Genomic DNA, 14,964 nt, shown 5'->3' on the forward strand with positions numbered 1-14,964 from the left:
GGCCACCGGTTTTGCTGATGTTCAAGGGGACGCAATGGCTGAAGGACACACCGCTGCGGCGGCAGATGCTGGCGCTTCGGCCGACATCGTCGGGAAGCTCAAGCTTCGCATGATCGACCACTGCCTGCCGCTGTGGTCGACGGAAGGCTGGGACGACAAGGGCGGCGGCTTCGTCGACCGGCTCGATTCCGACGGCCGTGCCGATGCTTCGGCGCCGCGCCGGGTTTTCGTGCAGGCGCGTCAGATCTATTGCTACGCCAAGGCGGCGCAAATGGGCTGGTATCCGGACGGCCGTGCGATCGCACTGAAAGGGTTGGAGCATCTCCTGGCGACGGCGAAAGCCCCCGATGGCCGACCGGGTTTCGTGCACACACTGACGTCGGATGGCGCTGTACGGGACCCGCTGCGCGATTCCTACGATCACGCCTTTATCCTTCTCGCCCTTGCAACCGTCTATGGGCTCGACCGCGATGCGCAGGTCCGCGCCGAGATCGATGCGCTGTGTCACTTCATCGACACGGAGCTGCGCTCGCCGCATGGCGGCGTTCACGAAGGATTGCCGGTCTCGATGCCGCGGCGGCAGAACCCGCAGATGCATCTGTTCGAAGCGATGATCGCGGCGTTTGACGCGACCCACGACACGGTGTTCCAGAACCGGGCCGGGAATTTCTTCAGCCTGTTTCTGGCCAACATCTACGACAAGCAGCTGCAGGTGCTTGGGGAGTATTTCGAGGAAGATTGGTCGAAGATCGAGCCCGTCAGCGTCGAGCCCGGGCATCAGGCGGAATGGGCCTGGCTGCTGAAGGGCTTTGAACGCATCACCGGCTGCCCGACCGGCCGCTACCGCGGGGAATTGCTGGCATCCGCGCTGCGCTATCGCGACGCGGCGACCGGCTGCCTGACCGACGAGGGCGACGCTAACGGCAATATCAGGCGGCATACGCGCCGGCTGTGGCCGCAGACCGAAATCGCCAAGGCGTGGATCGCGCAGGCGGAAGCGGGCGAGGCGGGGGCTGCGGATGAAGCGCGCGCGGCGTTGTTGCGGCTCGAACGGCATCATCTCAGCCATCCCGTAGCGGGCGGCTGGTATGACCAGTTCGATCGCGACGGCAACTCGCTGGTTGCCACGATCCCTGCATCTTCGTTCTACCATGTGCTTTGCGCGGTCGCGGAAGCGGAGCAGGTGCTCGGCTGAGCGCCTGAATTCACTCACAACCACCGCTTTCGCCGCTTGAAGCTCTTGAGGTTCTTGAAGCTCTTGCGCTGGTCGCCGGCGCCGCCGAGGTAGAATTCCTTGACGTCCTCGTTGTCGCGCAATTCGTCGGCGGTGCCGTCGAGCACGACCTTGCCCTGTTCCATGATGTAGCCGTGGCTCGCGACCGACAGCGCCGCGCGCGCATTTTGCTCCACCAGCAGTATGGTGACGCCGAGGTCGCGGTTGATCTCCTTGATGATCGCGAACACCTCCTTGACCAGGAGCGGGGACAGGCCCATCGACGGCTCGTCCATCAGGATCATCTTGGGCCGCGCCATCAGCGCGCGGCCGATCGCCAGCATCTGCTGTTCGCCGCCGGAGAGATAGCCGGCGAGCCCGGTGCGCTCCTTCAGCCGCGGGAAATATCTGAACACCATGTCGATGTCGGCGGCGACCTCGTTGTCGGCCCGGGTGAAGGCGCCGAGCTTCAAATTTTCGATTGATGTCATGTCCGATATGATGCGGCGGCCTTCCATCACCTGAAAGATGCCCCGGCGGACGATCTTGTCGGGATCGATGCCGTTGATGCGTTCGCCGTCGAAGACGATTTCGCCGCGGATGACTTCGCCGTCCTCGGTCTTGAGCAGGCCCGAGATCGCCTTCAGCGTCGTTGACTTGCCGGCGCCGTTGGCGCCGAGCAGGGCTACGATCGCGCCCTTCGGCACTTCGAGGCTGAGGCCGCGCAGCACCAGGATGACCTTGTCGTAGACCACCTCGATGTTGCTGACGCTGAGGAGCGGCGAGGCCGGTGCCGCCGCCGTCGCGGGACGATTGATCACGGTTGCTTCAGTCATGTCCTGATCCTGACATCGTCAGTAGAGCCCTCTGCTGTCATCACCCGCCTTGCGCGCAATTGCGCACTGGAGCGGGTGATCCAGTATTCCAGAGATCCTTGCGATTTACCGAGAAGCCGCGGCGTACTCGGTCCCCCGCCTTCGCGGGGACGACGGCTGAATGCGTTGGGTCGCCTCTCGGCAACCGCTACCTACCAGCCGAGCCACTCGGGCTTGCGCGGCAGGTCGACCGTCTTCACCTTCTCCATCTTGATGCCGCCGTTCTTGACGAGATCGTTGAGCGGAGCGTCGGTCGCACCTGTGACCTTCATGCGATAGAGATCAACCTTGAGCGTGCCGCGGTGGTCCGTCTCGGTGAAGGTCGAGGGGTTGCAGATGCCTTCGCCGCCGGCGGGTACCCAATCCTTCTTCTGATAAAAACCCTTCTTGACGTTCTCACCGGTGGCGCCGCCGTTCTTGGCAGCCCATTCCACGGCTTCCTTCATGTAGAGCGCGGTGCAGACGCCGGCGACGTAATGCACGGGACGGTAGGTGGTGCCGGCCGCGTCCGACATCTTGGAGATTTCCATGAAGGTCTTCATGCCGGGCGCGTTGCCGCCCCAAGCCACTGCGGTGCGCAGCGGGAACACCACACCATCGGCAGCAGCGCCTGCGGCTTTCGCAGCGTTCTCGTCCATGCCCCAGACGTTGCCGAGGAACTGCACGTCGACGCCGGCTGCCTTGCAGGCGTTGAGCACGGAGATGTTGGAGCCGGCGGTGTTGCCGAGATAGGCGTAGTTCGCGCCCGAGCTCTTCAGGGTCAGGCACTGCGCGCTGTAATCACCGGGCGTCAGCGCGAACACGATCGGCGGCAGCAACTCGAAGCCGAGTTCGGCGGCAATCGCCTCGCCGGCGGCCTTCGGCGCGTTCGGATAGGGGTGGTTGGCACCCATGTGAACGAACTTCGGCTTGCCGGGCTTGCCCTTGGACTTCCAGTCTTCGGCGGCCCAGGTCAGCATGCCGCGAACCGCATCCGAGTAGCTCGGGCCGTAGAAGAAGTTGTAGGGGGCAGGCTTGGCCTTGCCGCCGGCGCCGGTCGGATCGGATAGCGCCGCGGCATAGGATGCCGAAATGTCCGGGATCTTGTCCTGGGCCAGGAATCCCGTCAGCGCTTCGGTGTCGGCGGTGCCCCAACCGAGAATGGCGGCGACCTTGTCGGAACCGGACCACTTCTTGTACTGGGCGATAGCGCGCGGCACCTGATAGCCGTAGTCGACGGTGTCGACATTGACCTTGGCGCCGTTGACGCCGCCGTTCTTGTTGATCCAAGCATAGGTGTCCGCGACACCCTGTCCGAACGGCGTCCCGACGTCGGAAGTCGGACCCGAGTAGTCGGCGAGATGCCCCAGCGAGATCGGCGCCTGGGCCGATGCCGCGGTGCTACCCAACAGCAAAGCGAGCGAGGCGGTGCTCAGTAGAGTCTTCATCGTCATGGACTAATCCTCCGGTTATTTCTCGAGGTCTTCTTGTTGTCCGTCCCGTTCCGACCTCAATGCGAGAACGGGTAGAGTTTCCAGTATGCCTTGATCTGCCGCCATCGATGCGCGAGTCCGTCCGGTTCGAACACCAGAAAGACGATGATGATGATTCCGATCGCCATCTCGCGCAAGAAAGCGATATTGTTCTTAAGTCCCAGAAATTGGTCGATCGGACTGCCGCGCAGCGCGACGCTGAGCCATTCCATCGATTCCGGCAGCAGCACCATGAAGGCGGTTCCCATCAGCGTGCCCATGATCGAGCCGAGCCCGCCGATGATGATCATGGCCAGGAAGATGATCGAGCGGTCGATGCCAAAGCCTTCGTTGGAGACCACCTGATTGTAGTGCGCATAGAGCGCGCCACCGACGCCGGCAAAGAAAGCCGCGAGACCGAACGACAGCGTCCGGTATTTTGTCAGGTTGATGCCCATGATCTCGGCGGACAGATAGTGGTCGCGCACCGCCACCAGCGCGCGCCCGTCGCGCGACCGGATCAGGTTGGTGACCAGGAGATAGCAGACGACGACATAGGCGAGCACGACATAGAAATACTGTTTGTCGCCGCGCAGTGTGTAGCCGAAAATCGAGAACGGTTCGGCGCTGGCGGGAACGCTGCCGCCGGTGAACCATTCGGCGCGGGCAAAGAAGTCGAGCAGGATGTACTGCGCCGCCAGCGTCGCGATCGCGAGATAGAGCCCTTTCAGCCGCGCGGCGGGCAGGCCAAAGATCAGGCCGACCGCCGCCGTCACGACGCCCGCGAGCGGGATGCAGAAGAAGACGGGAATGCCGAACCGGTTCGAGAGATAGGCCGACGTGAAGGCACCGAAGCCGAAGAAGGCGGCATGGCCGATCGATATCTGGCCGGTGAAGCCGACGACGATGTTCAGCCCGAGGGCTGCGATGCCGAAGATGCCGATCTGGATCAGCAGGCTAAGGATGTATTCGTTGACGACGTGAGGCGCAAAGCAGACCAGCACGATGCCGGCGATCATGGCGTTGCGGCTGGTCGTGGTCGGAAACACCGTGGTATCGGCCGCATAGCTGGTGCGGAAATCGCCGGCGGGAATGAGGGTCTGGCCTGCCATGATTGTTTACACCCGCTCGATGTCTTTGGTGCCGAACAGGCCGTATGGCTTGATCATCAGGATGATGATGAGGGCATAGAACGGCGCGATCTCGTAGAGATTGCCCCAGTGCAGATATTCGCTGTCGAGGAAGTGCGCGACGTTCTCCAATAGCCCGATGATGATGCCGCCCAGCACCGCGCCGCCGACGCTGTCGAGGCCGCCGAGGATCGCCGCCGGAAACACCTTGACGCCATAGGCAGACAGGCCAGCGGAGACGCCGTTGACGACGGCCACCACCACGCCGGCGACGGCGGAGACGGTAGCCGAAATCGCCCAGGCCATCGCAAACACGCTTTTGACGGAGATGCCGAGCGATTGCGCCACCTGCTGGTTGAACGCGGTGGCGCGCATCGCCAGACCATATTTGGAGAGGCGGAAGAACCACGCCATTCCCACCATCATCGCCACCGACACCGCGAGGCTCATCAGATAGACGGTCTGCACCTGCAGTCCGAGGATATTGACGTTCTGGGTCTGGAAGATGCGCGGGAACGGCTGCAAATTGACGCCGAACATCCACTTCATCAGCGCCGAAAATACCGTCGACAGCGCGATCGTCACCATGATCACGGAGATGATCGGCTCGCCGATCATCGGGCGCAGGATCACGATCTGGATGGCGATGCCGAACAGGAACATGAAGACCAGCGTGATCGGCATGCCCAGATAGAACGGCACCTGATATTTGGTGAGCAGCCACCAGCACACCCAGGCGCCGACCAGCAGCAGTTCGCCCTGCGCGAAGTTCACGACCTGCGTCGCCTTGTAGATCAGCACGAACGACATCGCGACCACGCCGTAGAGCGTGCCGACCACGAGGCCGTTGACCAGGAGTTGGATCAGAAGCTGGGTGTTCATGCGGTCTCACCGAACTTGCAATTCGTCATCGCCGGGCTGGACCCGGCGATCCATCGCTTAAAAAAGAACTTCTTCGAAAGAGGATGGATGCGCGGGTCAAGCCCGCGCATGACGGCTGGATTTGTGGCGACGCCGGCGAACAAATCCATCATTCCGCAGCCTCCGCCATCGGCGCGTGCCCGCCGAGATCAACCACGCGGAGCGTGGTGCGGATGCGCTGGGTGGTGCCGTCCTGGAAGCGGATCACGGTGTCGACGGGAATGTCGCTCTTGCCGCCATAGATCGCGTCGATGATGTCGGCGTATTTCTCGTTGATGACGCTGCGGCGGACCTTTCGGGTGCGCGTCAATTCGCCATCGTCGGCGTCGAGTTCCTTGTAGAGCAGCAGGAAGCGCGAGATGCGCTGTGCCGGCGGCAGCGTGGCGTTGACGCTCTCGACCTCCTTACGCAGCAGCGCATAGACCTCGGGGCGCGAGGAGAGGTCGGTATAGGTGGTGAACGAGATGCGGTTCTTCTCTGCCCATTTCGAGATGATGGAGTAGCGGATGCAGATCATCGCCGCCAGCGTGTCGCGGCCGGCGCCGAGCACCACGGCCTCCGCGACGTAGGGCGAGAACTTCAGCTTGTTTTCCAGATATTGCGGTGAGAAGCGCTCGCCGCGCGAAGTCTCGGCGAGATCCTTGATGCGATCGATGACCACGAGCTGCTTGTCGATATTGAAGTAGCCGGCGTCGCCGGAATGCATCCAGCCGTCTTTCATGTCGGCGGCCGAGGCCTCCGGATTTTTGTAGTAGCCGAGGAACATGTTGGGATGGCGCACCACGATTTCGCCGACGCCGTTGACATCAGGGTTGTCGACGCGGATCTCGATATCGCCGGCCATCGGCACGCCGGTCGTGTCCGGATCGACCTTGTCGGCGGGGTGAAGCGTGTAGGCCCCGAGCATCTCGGTTTGGCCGTAGAGCGTACGGAGCGGCACGCCTATGGCCTGGAAGAACTTGAACGTGTCCGGTCCGAGCGCGGCGCCGCCGGTCGCGGCCGAGCGCAGCCGCGTGAAGCCTAAGCGGTCGCGTAGCGCGCGGAACAGCAACTGGTCGGCAAACCTCGAGCGCTTGCCATGGGCAAGCGCCGAAAGCCCCGTCTTCATGCCGACGTCAAAGAGTTTTTGTTTCAGCGGCGAGGAGTCCATCACGCCGGCGCGCACGTCGGCCGCGATCGATTCCCAGAGCCGCGGCGCGAACAGCACGAAGGTCGGCGCGATCTCGCGGAAATCGTGCATCATGGTTTCGGGCTCTTCGACGAAGCTGACCTTCATCCGGCAGAGCAGCCCTTTGCCGAGCGCGTAGATCTGTTCCATGATCCAGGGCAGCGGCAGCACCGAGACATATTCGTCGTCCGGTCCCTTCGGATCGAAGGCGAGATAGGCCGCGCAATGTTTGAGGACGCGCCCCGCTGCCAGCATCGCCAGCTTGGGATTGGCCGTGGTCCCAGAGGTGGTGCAGAGGATCGCGACATCCTCGCCGCTGGTCGCATCGACCAGCCGGTCGTAAAGGCCGGGCTCGCGTGCGGCACGGTTGCGGCCCATCGCGGCCAGCTTTTCCGCCTCCATCAGGCGCGGGTCGTCATATTTCCGCATGCCGCGCGGATCGGAATAGACGATATGCTTGAGGTTGGGCGCGCGGTCGGCCAACGCCAGCAGCTTGTCGACCTGCTCCTCGTCTTCGGCGAACACCAGTTTGGCGTCACCGTAGCTGAGCAGATACGCCGCTTCCTCGTCCAGCACGTCGCGATAAAGGCCGAGGCTCATGGCGCCGATGGCATGCGTTGCGATTTCGGCGGCGACCCAGTCCGGGCGGTTGTCGCCGATGATGCTGATGACGTCGCCGCGCCCAAGACCCAGCTCGACCATGCCGAGCGCGAAATCATGCACGCGCGTCTGGTAGTCGTTCCAGGTGAAGACGCGCCACAGCCCGAGATCCTTTTCGCGCAAGGCGATTTCGCCGCCGTGCTCCCTGGCATTGAGGCGCAGGAGTTTTGGGAAGGTCTCCGCCTGGGCGGCGCGTCCGGCGTAATCCATCATGCCGCACTCTCCGCATGAGCCGGCGTATCGTCGGGGTCGACCAGCACGTCGTCCTCTTCGCCGAGATAAGCGCGCTTCACATGGGGATCGGCGAGCACGGAAGCCGGATCGCCTTCAGCGATCTTGCGGCCGAAATCCAGCACCACGACGCGGTGGGAGATATCCATCACCACGCCCATGTCGTGCTCGATCATCATGACGGTCATGCCGAACTCTTCGTTGAGATCGACGATGTAGCGCGCCATGTCCTCCTTTTCCTCGAAGTTCATGCCGGCCATCGGCTCATCGAGCAGGATCAGCTTCGGCTCCAGCGCCATCGCGCGGGCGAGCTCGACGCGCTTGCGCAGGCCGTAGGGCAGGGTGCCGGCGGTGGCCTTGCGCACCGACTGCAGGTCGAGGAAGTCGATGATCTCCTCCACCTTGCGGCGATGCTCGAGTTCCTCGCGCCGCGCGCCGGTCAGCCAGTACAGCGAGCCCGTGAGGAAGTTGTTCTTCAGGAGGTGGTGCCGCCCGACCATGATGTTGTCGAGCACGCTCATATGATGGAACAGCGCCAGGTTCTGGAAGGTGCGGCCGATGCCGAGCGCGGGTCGCGCGTTCGGATTGAGGCCGGTGATGTCCTTGCCGCGATAGAACAGTTGGCCTTCGGTCGGCTTGTAGCGGCCCGAAATGCAATTGACGATGGAGGTCTTGCCGGCGCCGTTCGGGCCGATGATCGAGAACAATTCGCCCTCGTTCACGCCGAATGAGACCTCGGTCAGCGCGCGAACGCCACCGAAGCGCAGCGATACCCCGCGCACTTCCAACGTGTCAGCCACTCATTCCCTCCGGATACGGCGCTTGAGCAGCGCTCTTTATCGGTTGTTTGCAATCACATGCGCGATCCTACATCGGCGGTGACGGGCAGGCCATCCGACTATCGATGCCGGACGATGTCCTGTGTCACGCGTGGTAGCGTCGCACCCTGGCTACCCGCGCCATAGGCTGCGCGTACCGAGGTGGCCCTCCTTAGGGCAATGCGATAGTTTGAAATGTCTTTTGCCTGACAATTGGTCAGGAAATTTCGCTGGGCGGCACTCCTGTTGCAGTGCAGCACGAGAATCAATGGGGACGCGACGGTCGATGCGATCATGATTGCTGCGGAATACCTCAAGCGCATCGCGGCCTGGTCGCGCGAACTGAACGAACGGGAAATCGAGGTCGCCCGCGCCGGCATCGTGGAGAAATCCTATCGTGCCAACGAATTCGTTTTCATGCGCGGCGATACCTTCGACTACTGGACCGGCATCGTCACGGGCCTTGCCCGAATGGGTACCGTGTCGAGCAGCGGCAAGGCCGTGACTTTGGCCGGCATGACCGCGGGGGCCTGGTTCGGGGAGGGCTCCGTGCTCAAGAGCGAGCCGCGCCGTTACGATGTGGTGGCGTTGCGCGATACAAGGCTGGCGCTGATGGACCGTAGCGCCTTCTTCTGGTTGTTCGAGAACAGCGTCGCCTTCAACCGCTTTCTGGTCCGGCAGCTCAACGAGCGGGTCGGCCAGTTCATCGGGGCGCTGGAACATGGCCGCACGCTCGATGCCACCAGCCGCGTTGCGCGCTCCATCGCCTCGCTGTTCAATCCAATCCTGTATCCGGACCTGACGCGTCATCTGGAGATCACCCAGGAGGAGATTGGCGCCTTGTCAGGCCTGTCACGGCAGAATGCCAACCAGTGCCTGAAGCGGCTGGAGAAGGAGGGCCTGCTTCGACTGGAATATGGCGGGGTGACGATCGTCGATCTCGAAAAGCTGCGCTGTCACGGCGAGTAAGACTGGTCCCGACGTCCTCGAAATTGAGCAAAGGCAGCATGTTGCCGATCGCTCTCGTTGTTGTGTTCGCGGGCGATACGGTACCGTATTGAAAATCGAAACTGCAAGTGGTATTGATACGGTACCGTATCAAGCGAGTGATCGGTTTTGAGACCACAGCCAGCCGGAGGATGTCCGATGAGCAGGCAGGATCAGATCAACCTTTTGAAGCGGCTGTTGCACTACGTGGAGACCCGGACCACGGCGATGGCGGAGAGTCCCTGGCGCAACGAGGTGTCGGCCTACACGGACGCAGAGCGCCTCGCCGAGGAACAGCGGGTTCTGTTTCGCAGGCATCCGCTGGTCATGGGGTTCGCTTCGGACTGGCCCGCGCCGGGGAGCTTTAGCACCGACGACCATGCCGGTTTGCCCGTTCTGATCGTGCGGGGACGCGACAGCAGATTACGCGCGTTCCTGAACGTGTGTCGCCACCGCGGCGCCAAGGTAGCCGAGGGCTGCGGCAAGGCGCGGCTGTTCTCGTGCCCCTATCATGCCTGGACCTACGATCTCGCCGGCGAGCTGATGGGCATTCCCGACGAGCGCTGTTTTCCCGACGTGCGCAGCGAACGCGCGTCGCTCGTCGAACTACCGCTGTGTGAAAAGCACGGCCTTGTGTGGGTGATCCCGACCGCGGACGGTTCGACGAATTTCGACATCGATCCATGGCTTGGGGGACTCGCGGAGGAGCTCGCTTCGTTTGGATTTGCGTCCTGGTCGTTCTACGACCGGCGCGTGATTCCGGAGACCATGAACTGGAAGATTGTCGTGGATACGTTCAACGAGGGCTACCACGTCGGCTTCCTGCACCGCGATTCCCTGCGCGACATCCTGCATGGCAACGTGACCGATTTCGAGGCGTTCGGTCTCAACCACCGTCTGACGTTTCCGCGCAGGAAACTCGAGCGGCTCAAGGCCGAGCCTGAGGACAAATGGGACTTGATGTGGAATACGACGCTCGTCTATTCGCTGTTTCCCAACACCGTTCTCCTCGTGCAGGGCGACCATGTCGAACTCGCGCGGGCGTTTCCCCGCGAGGGACGCGCGGATCGCTCTGTCATGGACCTTGGGCTTTACGTGCCGAAGGCGCCGAGTACCGAGGAAGAGCGCATCCATTGGGACAGGAACATGCAGCTCGTCCTCGATGTTGTGACCGGCGAGGATTTCCCGGCCGGGCGGAGCATTCAGGTCGGCCTGACTTCCGGCGCGCAGACGCACACCGTCTACGGCCGCAACGAGCCGGCCATGATCCACTACCATCAGTCGATGCGGACGGCGCTCGGCCTAAGGGTCTGAAATTGAGCCACTTTCGGATTAGACTCTGCCTCTAGCGGATGCTATGGCCTGCGCCGCGCAGGCGCTTCCGGCGCAGCCGGGACTTGAGGCTCAGAGGCTTGAGGCTCAGTGACCTGGGGCTCAATTGTCCCCGGGCCTGTCCGGCCGGCTCTTGGAGAGACTATGACGGCTCAAAATCCAAAGCGTGTGGCGCTGATCACGGGCGTCACCGGCCAGGACGGTGCCTATCTGGCCGAATATCTGCTCGGCCTCGGCTATGAGGTCCACGGCATCAAGCGGCGGTCGTCCTCGTTCAACACCGCGCGCATCGATCACCTCTACCAGGATCCGCATTCCCGCAACGTGCCGTTCCTGCTGCATTACGGCGACATGACCGACTCGACCAACCTGATCCGGCTGATGCAGCAGATCAGGCCGACCGAGATCTACAACCTCGCCGCCCAGAGCCATGTCGGCGTCAGCTTTGAGAGCCCGGAATATACCGCCAACGCCGACGGCATCGGCGTGCTGCGGCTGTTGGAAGCGATCCGCATCCTCGGCATGGAAAAGGAGACGCGGTTCTATCAGGCCTCGACCTCGGAGCTCTACGGTCTGGTGCAGGAAGTGCCGCAGAGGGAATCCACGCCGTTCTACCCGCGCTCGCCTTACGGCGTCGCCAAGCTGTACGGCTACTGGATCACGGTCAATTACCGCGAGGCCTACGGCATGTTTGCCTCGAACGGCATCCTGTTCAACCACGAGAGTCCGATCCGCGGCGAGACGTTTGTCACCCGCAAGATCACGCGCAGCGTCGCCCGCATCGAGGCCGGCCTGGAAGAGGTACTCTATCTCGGCAACCTCGAAGCCAAGCGCGACTGGGGCCATGCGCGGGATTATGTCGAGGGCATGCACAGGATCCTGCAGGCGGACGCGCCCGACGATTTCGTGCTGGCGACCGGCGAGACCCGTTCGGTGCGCGAGTTCGTCGAACTGGCGTTCGCCGAGGTCGGCCGCACCATCGAATGGCGCGGCCAGGGCATCGACGAGACCGGCGTCGACAAAAAATCCGGCAAGACCCTGGTCCGGATCGATCCGACCTATTTCCGGCCGACCGAAGTCGACCTTCTGGTCGGCGATGCCAGCAAGGCGCGCGAGAAGTTGGGCTGGCAGCCCAGGACGTCGTTTGCCCAACTGGTCAAGGAAATGGTCGCGGGCGATCTGGCAGAGGCGCGGCGGGAGGCGGCCAATGGCAAGCCTTCCATTTGAGCTGAAGGGCAAGACGGTCTACGTCGCCGGACATCGCGGCATGGTCGGCGCCGCGCTGGTGCGCCGGCTGGCACGCGAAGACATTGAACTGCTGACAGCAACAAGGGACGAAGCCGATCTGCGCGATCAGGCCGCGGTCACCAAATGGTTCGCCGCCAAGCGTCCGCAGGTGGTGTTTCTGGCGGCGGCCAAAGTCGGCGGCATCGTCGCCAACAACACGCTGCGCGCCGAGTTCCTCTACGACAATCTGGCGATTGCGACGAATGTGATCCATGCGGCGCATGTCCATGGCGCCGAGAAGCTGATGTTCCTTGGCTCGTCCTGCATCTATCCCAAGCTGGCGCCGCAGCCGCTGCGCGAGGATTCGATGCTGACGGGACCGCTGGAGCCGACCAATGAGCCCTATGCGATTGCCAAGATCGCCGGGATCAAGATGGTGGAGGCCTATCGCAGCCAGTACGGCGCCGACTTCATCAATGTGATGCCGACCAATCTGTACGGGCGCGGCGACAATTATCATCCCGAATACAGCCACGTCGTCGCCGCCCTGATCCGCCGCTTCCACGAAGCGAAGCTGTCCGGCGCCGGGGAGGTCGTGGTCTGGGGCACCGGCACGCCGCGGCGCGAGTTCCTCTATGTCGATGATCTCGCCGATGCCTGCATCCATTTGATCAGGACCTATTCCGGCGCTGAACTGGTCAATATCGGCACCGGCGAGGACATCACGATCGCCGAATTCGCCCGCGTGGTCGCGGCGATTGTCGGCTACAGCGGTGAGATCAGCTTTGATGCCTCGCGGCCGGATGGCACCCCGCGCAAACTGCTCGATGTCAGTCGGCTGGCCAAGCTGGGCTGGCGGGCCAGCACGAAGCTCGAGGAGGGCATCCGGCTCGCCTACCAGGCGTTCCTGAGCGAGCACGCGGCGAACGTCTAACTCGCCGAACGAAAGACCTGTCAGCCGGCGTTAACGCGAAAGCATTTCGCCTCTCCCTGACGAAAATCGGTACCCAATTTTCCCGATCATGCTCTAGGATGCTCGCGCCGAGCGGCCGCAAAAAACCGCCGGCGTGCGCTTGGAGGAAGCATGATGAAATATCAGCGTCGCCAATTCTTGCAGCTTGTCGCCGGTGCGGCCGCGCTTCCCGTTACGTCAGGCATCGCAAGCGCGCAGGCCTATCCATCGCGACCGGTACGCCTCGTGATTGGCTATACGCCCGGCGGCTCGGCCGACCTCACGTCGCGCCTGATGGGGCAGTGGCTGTCGGAAAAGCTCGGGCAATCCTTCGTGATCGAGAACCGGCCGGGCGGCGGCACCAATATCGCCACCGAGCAGGTGCTGCGCGCCACGCCTGACGGCTACACGCTGCTTCTGGTGGCGCCGGCCAACGCCATCAACGCCACGCTCTACGACAAGCTGCCCTTCGATTTCATGAAGGAGATCGAGCCGATCGCGGGCATCATTCGCTTTCCCAACGTCGTGGTGGTGCATCCCTCGCTGCCGATCAAGTCGATCCCTGAATTGATCGCCTATGCCAAAGCCAATCCGGGCAAGCTCAACATGGCCTCATCCGGTAACGGATCGACGATCCACATGTCGGGTGAGCTGTTCAAGATGCTCACGGGCACCAACATGCAGCATGTGCCCTACCGGGGCGGCGCACCGGCGCTCACCGATATGCTCTCCGGCCAGATGCATGTCATGTTCGACAACCTTCCAACCTGCGCCGAGCACGTCAAATCCGGCAAGCTGCGCGGCCTTGCGGTCACCAGCACGACCCGCTCTGACGTGCTGCCCGACCTGCCGCTGGTCGCGGATTACCTGCCGGGCTACGAGGCAAGCGCCTGGTACGGCCTCGCCGCGCCGAAGGGCACCCCGCCGGAAATCATCGACAGGCTCAACAAGGCGGTGAATGAAATCCTGGCTGATCCCAAGGCAAAGGCGCGATTTGCCGAGATCGGCGCGATTCTGCTGCCGGGCTCGCCCGCCGACTTTGGAAAGCTGGTGGCGGACGAAACCGAGAAATGGGGCAAGGTGGTCAAGTTCGCCGGTGCGAAGGTGGATTAGCGGCGCACCGTCGCTCGGGGCGGATTCTTGCCAAGCGCTGCCGCCATCGCCGAGATCAGCGGTCGCATGAAGAAGGCGTCCTCGGCCGGATAAATATCCGTGCGCAGGCCGTGAGACTTGAGTTCTTCTGACACGGCCGGTCCGACGGACGCGATCGGCGTACATTCAAGCCCCTCGCGTAGCCGATCCTCGCAACCGCGCGCCCGCGCGACCTCGATGAGACGGCGCACCTGGCCGAGATTGGTCAGCGCGATCGCGTCGACGCGGCCTTCCGCCATCTCGTCGATCGCGGTGATGATATTGGCGTCGGCGGCCTGCGCGTCATAGGCATAGGGCAGCACGGTGTCGACTTCGGCGCCTTGCGCCTTGATCGCGCCGAGCAGGACGCTGTGATCCTTGTCCGGGTAAAGCTGCAGGCCGAGGCGATGGCCGCCAAGGTCGAGGCGCGACAGCATCTCGGCTATGCCTTCGGAAGTCGGCTTTTCCGTCGTCATCTGCGGTTCCAGCCCGATTTCGCGCAACGCCTTGCCCGGTTTGGGCCCGCGCGCGAATTTGCGCGCCTTGCCGAGCGAAGCAACGAATTCCTGTTCGGCACCGATGCGCCGTACGACTTTCATCAGCCGGCGCAGGCCTTCGCCCGTCATCAGCACGATGTCGTCGAAGGGCTGTTCAATGCACCGCCCGATCCAGGCTTCGACCGGCGCCGGGTCCGGCGCGTCGTGGATGGTGAACATCGGACATTGCAGCACGTCGGCGCCCTGTTCGGTGAGCAGGCGGGAAAACTGCGCTTCCTCGCGGGTTTCCAGGATCAGGATGCGGTAACCGTCTAATTTGTCAGCCATGATCTCGCTCCAACGCTTTTGCTTCGCGCTTTGTTCATCCTGAC

Annotated in this window: 14 protein-coding genes; 6 read left to right on the forward strand and 8 right to left on the reverse strand. The window is 62.9% G+C overall.

The window, feature by feature from the left end; all coding sequences use genetic code 11:
* The first annotated feature begins 34 nt into the window (after positions 1-34).
* The gene (locus tag V1288_RS21175) at positions 35-1,195 is read left to right on the forward strand and encodes an AGE family epimerase/isomerase (RefSeq protein ID WP_334358888.1); all 1,161 of its coding nucleotides are present in this window, start codon (positions 35-37) and stop codon (positions 1,193-1,195) included.
* A 14-nt stretch (positions 1,196-1,209) separates the two neighbouring features.
* On the opposite strand, the gene V1288_RS21180 is transcribed toward V1288_RS21175, so the two are convergent.
* The 7 genes from V1288_RS21180 to V1288_RS21210 all read right to left on the reverse strand — a co-directional run bounded on the left by V1288_RS21180 (position 1,210) and on the right by V1288_RS21210 (position 8,449).
* Positions 1,210-2,049, reverse strand: a complete 840-nt coding sequence (locus V1288_RS21180) for an ABC transporter ATP-binding protein (protein WP_334358889.1) — start codon at positions 2,047-2,049, stop codon at positions 1,210-1,212.
* A gap of 191 nt (positions 2,050-2,240) precedes the next feature.
* A complete protein-coding gene (locus V1288_RS21185; RefSeq protein ID WP_334358890.1) occupies positions 2,241-3,521 on the reverse strand; it encodes an ABC transporter substrate-binding protein in 1,281 nt (426 codons plus the stop codon).
* A 56-nt stretch (positions 3,522-3,577) separates the two neighbouring features.
* Complete coding sequence (locus tag V1288_RS21190; RefSeq protein WP_334358891.1) at positions 3,578-4,651, reverse strand: branched-chain amino acid ABC transporter permease; 1,074 nt, start codon at positions 4,649-4,651, stop codon at positions 3,578-3,580.
* Positions 4,652-4,657: 6 nt separating this feature from the next.
* A complete protein-coding gene (locus V1288_RS21195) occupies positions 4,658-5,551 on the reverse strand; it encodes a branched-chain amino acid ABC transporter permease (protein ID WP_057847915.1) in 894 nt (297 codons plus the stop codon).
* On the reverse strand, positions 5,548-5,703 hold the full coding sequence (locus V1288_RS21200; protein WP_334358892.1) for a hypothetical protein: 156 nt from the start codon (positions 5,701-5,703) through the stop codon (positions 5,548-5,550). Before V1288_RS21200 ends, V1288_RS21195 begins: the two co-directional genes overlap by 4 nt.
* Positions 5,700-7,631 (reverse strand): long-chain fatty acid--CoA ligase, encoded by a 1,932-nt coding sequence (locus tag V1288_RS21205; protein WP_334358893.1) that lies wholly within the window; start codon positions 7,629-7,631, stop codon positions 5,700-5,702. The genes V1288_RS21200 and V1288_RS21205 overlap by 4 nt, the downstream gene beginning before the upstream one ends.
* The gene (locus V1288_RS21210) at positions 7,628-8,449 is read right to left on the reverse strand and encodes an ABC transporter ATP-binding protein (protein ID WP_334358894.1); all 822 of its coding nucleotides are present in this window, start codon (positions 8,447-8,449) and stop codon (positions 7,628-7,630) included. The genes V1288_RS21205 and V1288_RS21210 overlap by 4 nt, the downstream gene beginning before the upstream one ends.
* Positions 8,450-8,761: 312 nt before the next feature.
* Between V1288_RS21210 and V1288_RS21215 the strand changes: the two genes are divergently transcribed.
* The 5 genes from V1288_RS21215 to V1288_RS21235 all read left to right on the forward strand — a co-directional run bounded on the left by V1288_RS21215 (position 8,762) and on the right by V1288_RS21235 (position 14,078).
* Complete coding sequence (locus V1288_RS21215) at positions 8,762-9,436, forward strand: Crp/Fnr family transcriptional regulator (protein WP_334358895.1); 675 nt, start codon at positions 8,762-8,764, stop codon at positions 9,434-9,436.
* A 177-nt stretch (positions 9,437-9,613) separates the two neighbouring features.
* Positions 9,614-10,768 (forward strand): aromatic ring-hydroxylating oxygenase subunit alpha, encoded by a 1,155-nt coding sequence (locus tag V1288_RS21220; protein ID WP_334358896.1) that lies wholly within the window; start codon positions 9,614-9,616, stop codon positions 10,766-10,768.
* 162 nt (positions 10,769-10,930) lie between these two features.
* A complete protein-coding gene (gmd, locus tag V1288_RS21225; RefSeq protein WP_334358897.1) occupies positions 10,931-12,013 on the forward strand; it encodes a GDP-mannose 4,6-dehydratase in 1,083 nt (360 codons plus the stop codon).
* Positions 11,994-12,947, forward strand: coding sequence for a GDP-L-fucose synthase (fcl, locus tag V1288_RS21230; protein WP_334358898.1), 954 nt, complete (start codon positions 11,994-11,996; stop codon positions 12,945-12,947). The genes gmd and fcl overlap by 20 nt, the downstream gene beginning before the upstream one ends.
* A gap of 153 nt (positions 12,948-13,100) precedes the next feature.
* Positions 13,101-14,078: a Bug family tripartite tricarboxylate transporter substrate binding protein gene (locus tag V1288_RS21235; RefSeq protein ID WP_334358899.1), complete on the forward strand. Its 978-nt coding sequence runs from the start codon at positions 13,101-13,103 to the stop codon at positions 14,076-14,078.
* Here V1288_RS21235 and V1288_RS21240 read toward each other — a convergent pair.
* Positions 14,075-14,920, reverse strand: coding sequence for a uroporphyrinogen-III synthase (locus V1288_RS21240; protein ID WP_334358900.1), 846 nt, complete (start codon positions 14,918-14,920; stop codon positions 14,075-14,077). The genes V1288_RS21235 and V1288_RS21240 overlap by 4 nt on opposite strands.
* Between the last annotated feature and the right edge of the window lie 44 nt (positions 14,921-14,964).

This window comes from Bradyrhizobium sp. AZCC 2176 (assembly GCF_036924645.1).
GTDB lineage: Bacteria > Pseudomonadota > Alphaproteobacteria > Rhizobiales > Xanthobacteraceae > Bradyrhizobium.

Excerpts from the sequence above, each read along its gene's own strand:
- V1288_RS21175 (WP_334358888.1), top strand. The coding sequence starts at position 35 with ATGGCTGAAGGACACACCGCTGCGGCGGCAGATGCTGGCGCTTCGGCC.
- V1288_RS21180 (WP_334358889.1), bottom strand. The coding sequence starts at position 2,049 with ATGACTGAAGCAACCGTGATCAATCGTCCCGCGACGGCGGCGGCACCG.
- V1288_RS21185 (WP_334358890.1), bottom strand. The coding sequence starts at position 3,521 with ATGACGATGAAGACTCTACTGAGCACCGCCTCGCTCGCTTTGCTGTTG.
- V1288_RS21190 (WP_334358891.1), bottom strand. The coding sequence starts at position 4,651 with ATGGCAGGCCAGACCCTCATTCCCGCCGGCGATTTCCGCACCAGCTAT.
- V1288_RS21195 (WP_057847915.1), bottom strand. The coding sequence starts at position 5,551 with ATGAACACCCAGCTTCTGATCCAACTCCTGGTCAACGGCCTCGTGGTC.
- V1288_RS21200 (WP_334358892.1), bottom strand. The coding sequence starts at position 5,703 with ATGATGGATTTGTTCGCCGGCGTCGCCACAAATCCAGCCGTCATGCGC.
- V1288_RS21205 (WP_334358893.1), bottom strand. The coding sequence starts at position 7,631 with ATGATGGATTACGCCGGACGCGCCGCCCAGGCGGAGACCTTCCCAAAA.
- V1288_RS21215 (WP_334358895.1), top strand. The coding sequence starts at position 8,762 with ATGATTGCTGCGGAATACCTCAAGCGCATCGCGGCCTGGTCGCGCGAA.
- V1288_RS21220 (WP_334358896.1), top strand. The coding sequence starts at position 9,614 with ATGAGCAGGCAGGATCAGATCAACCTTTTGAAGCGGCTGTTGCACTAC.
- gmd (WP_334358897.1), top strand. The coding sequence starts at position 10,931 with ATGACGGCTCAAAATCCAAAGCGTGTGGCGCTGATCACGGGCGTCACC.
- fcl (WP_334358898.1), top strand. The coding sequence starts at position 11,994 with ATGGCAAGCCTTCCATTTGAGCTGAAGGGCAAGACGGTCTACGTCGCC.
- V1288_RS21235 (WP_334358899.1), top strand. The coding sequence starts at position 13,101 with ATGAAATATCAGCGTCGCCAATTCTTGCAGCTTGTCGCCGGTGCGGCC.
- V1288_RS21240 (WP_334358900.1), bottom strand. The coding sequence starts at position 14,920 with ATGGCTGACAAATTAGACGGTTACCGCATCCTGATCCTGGAAACCCGC.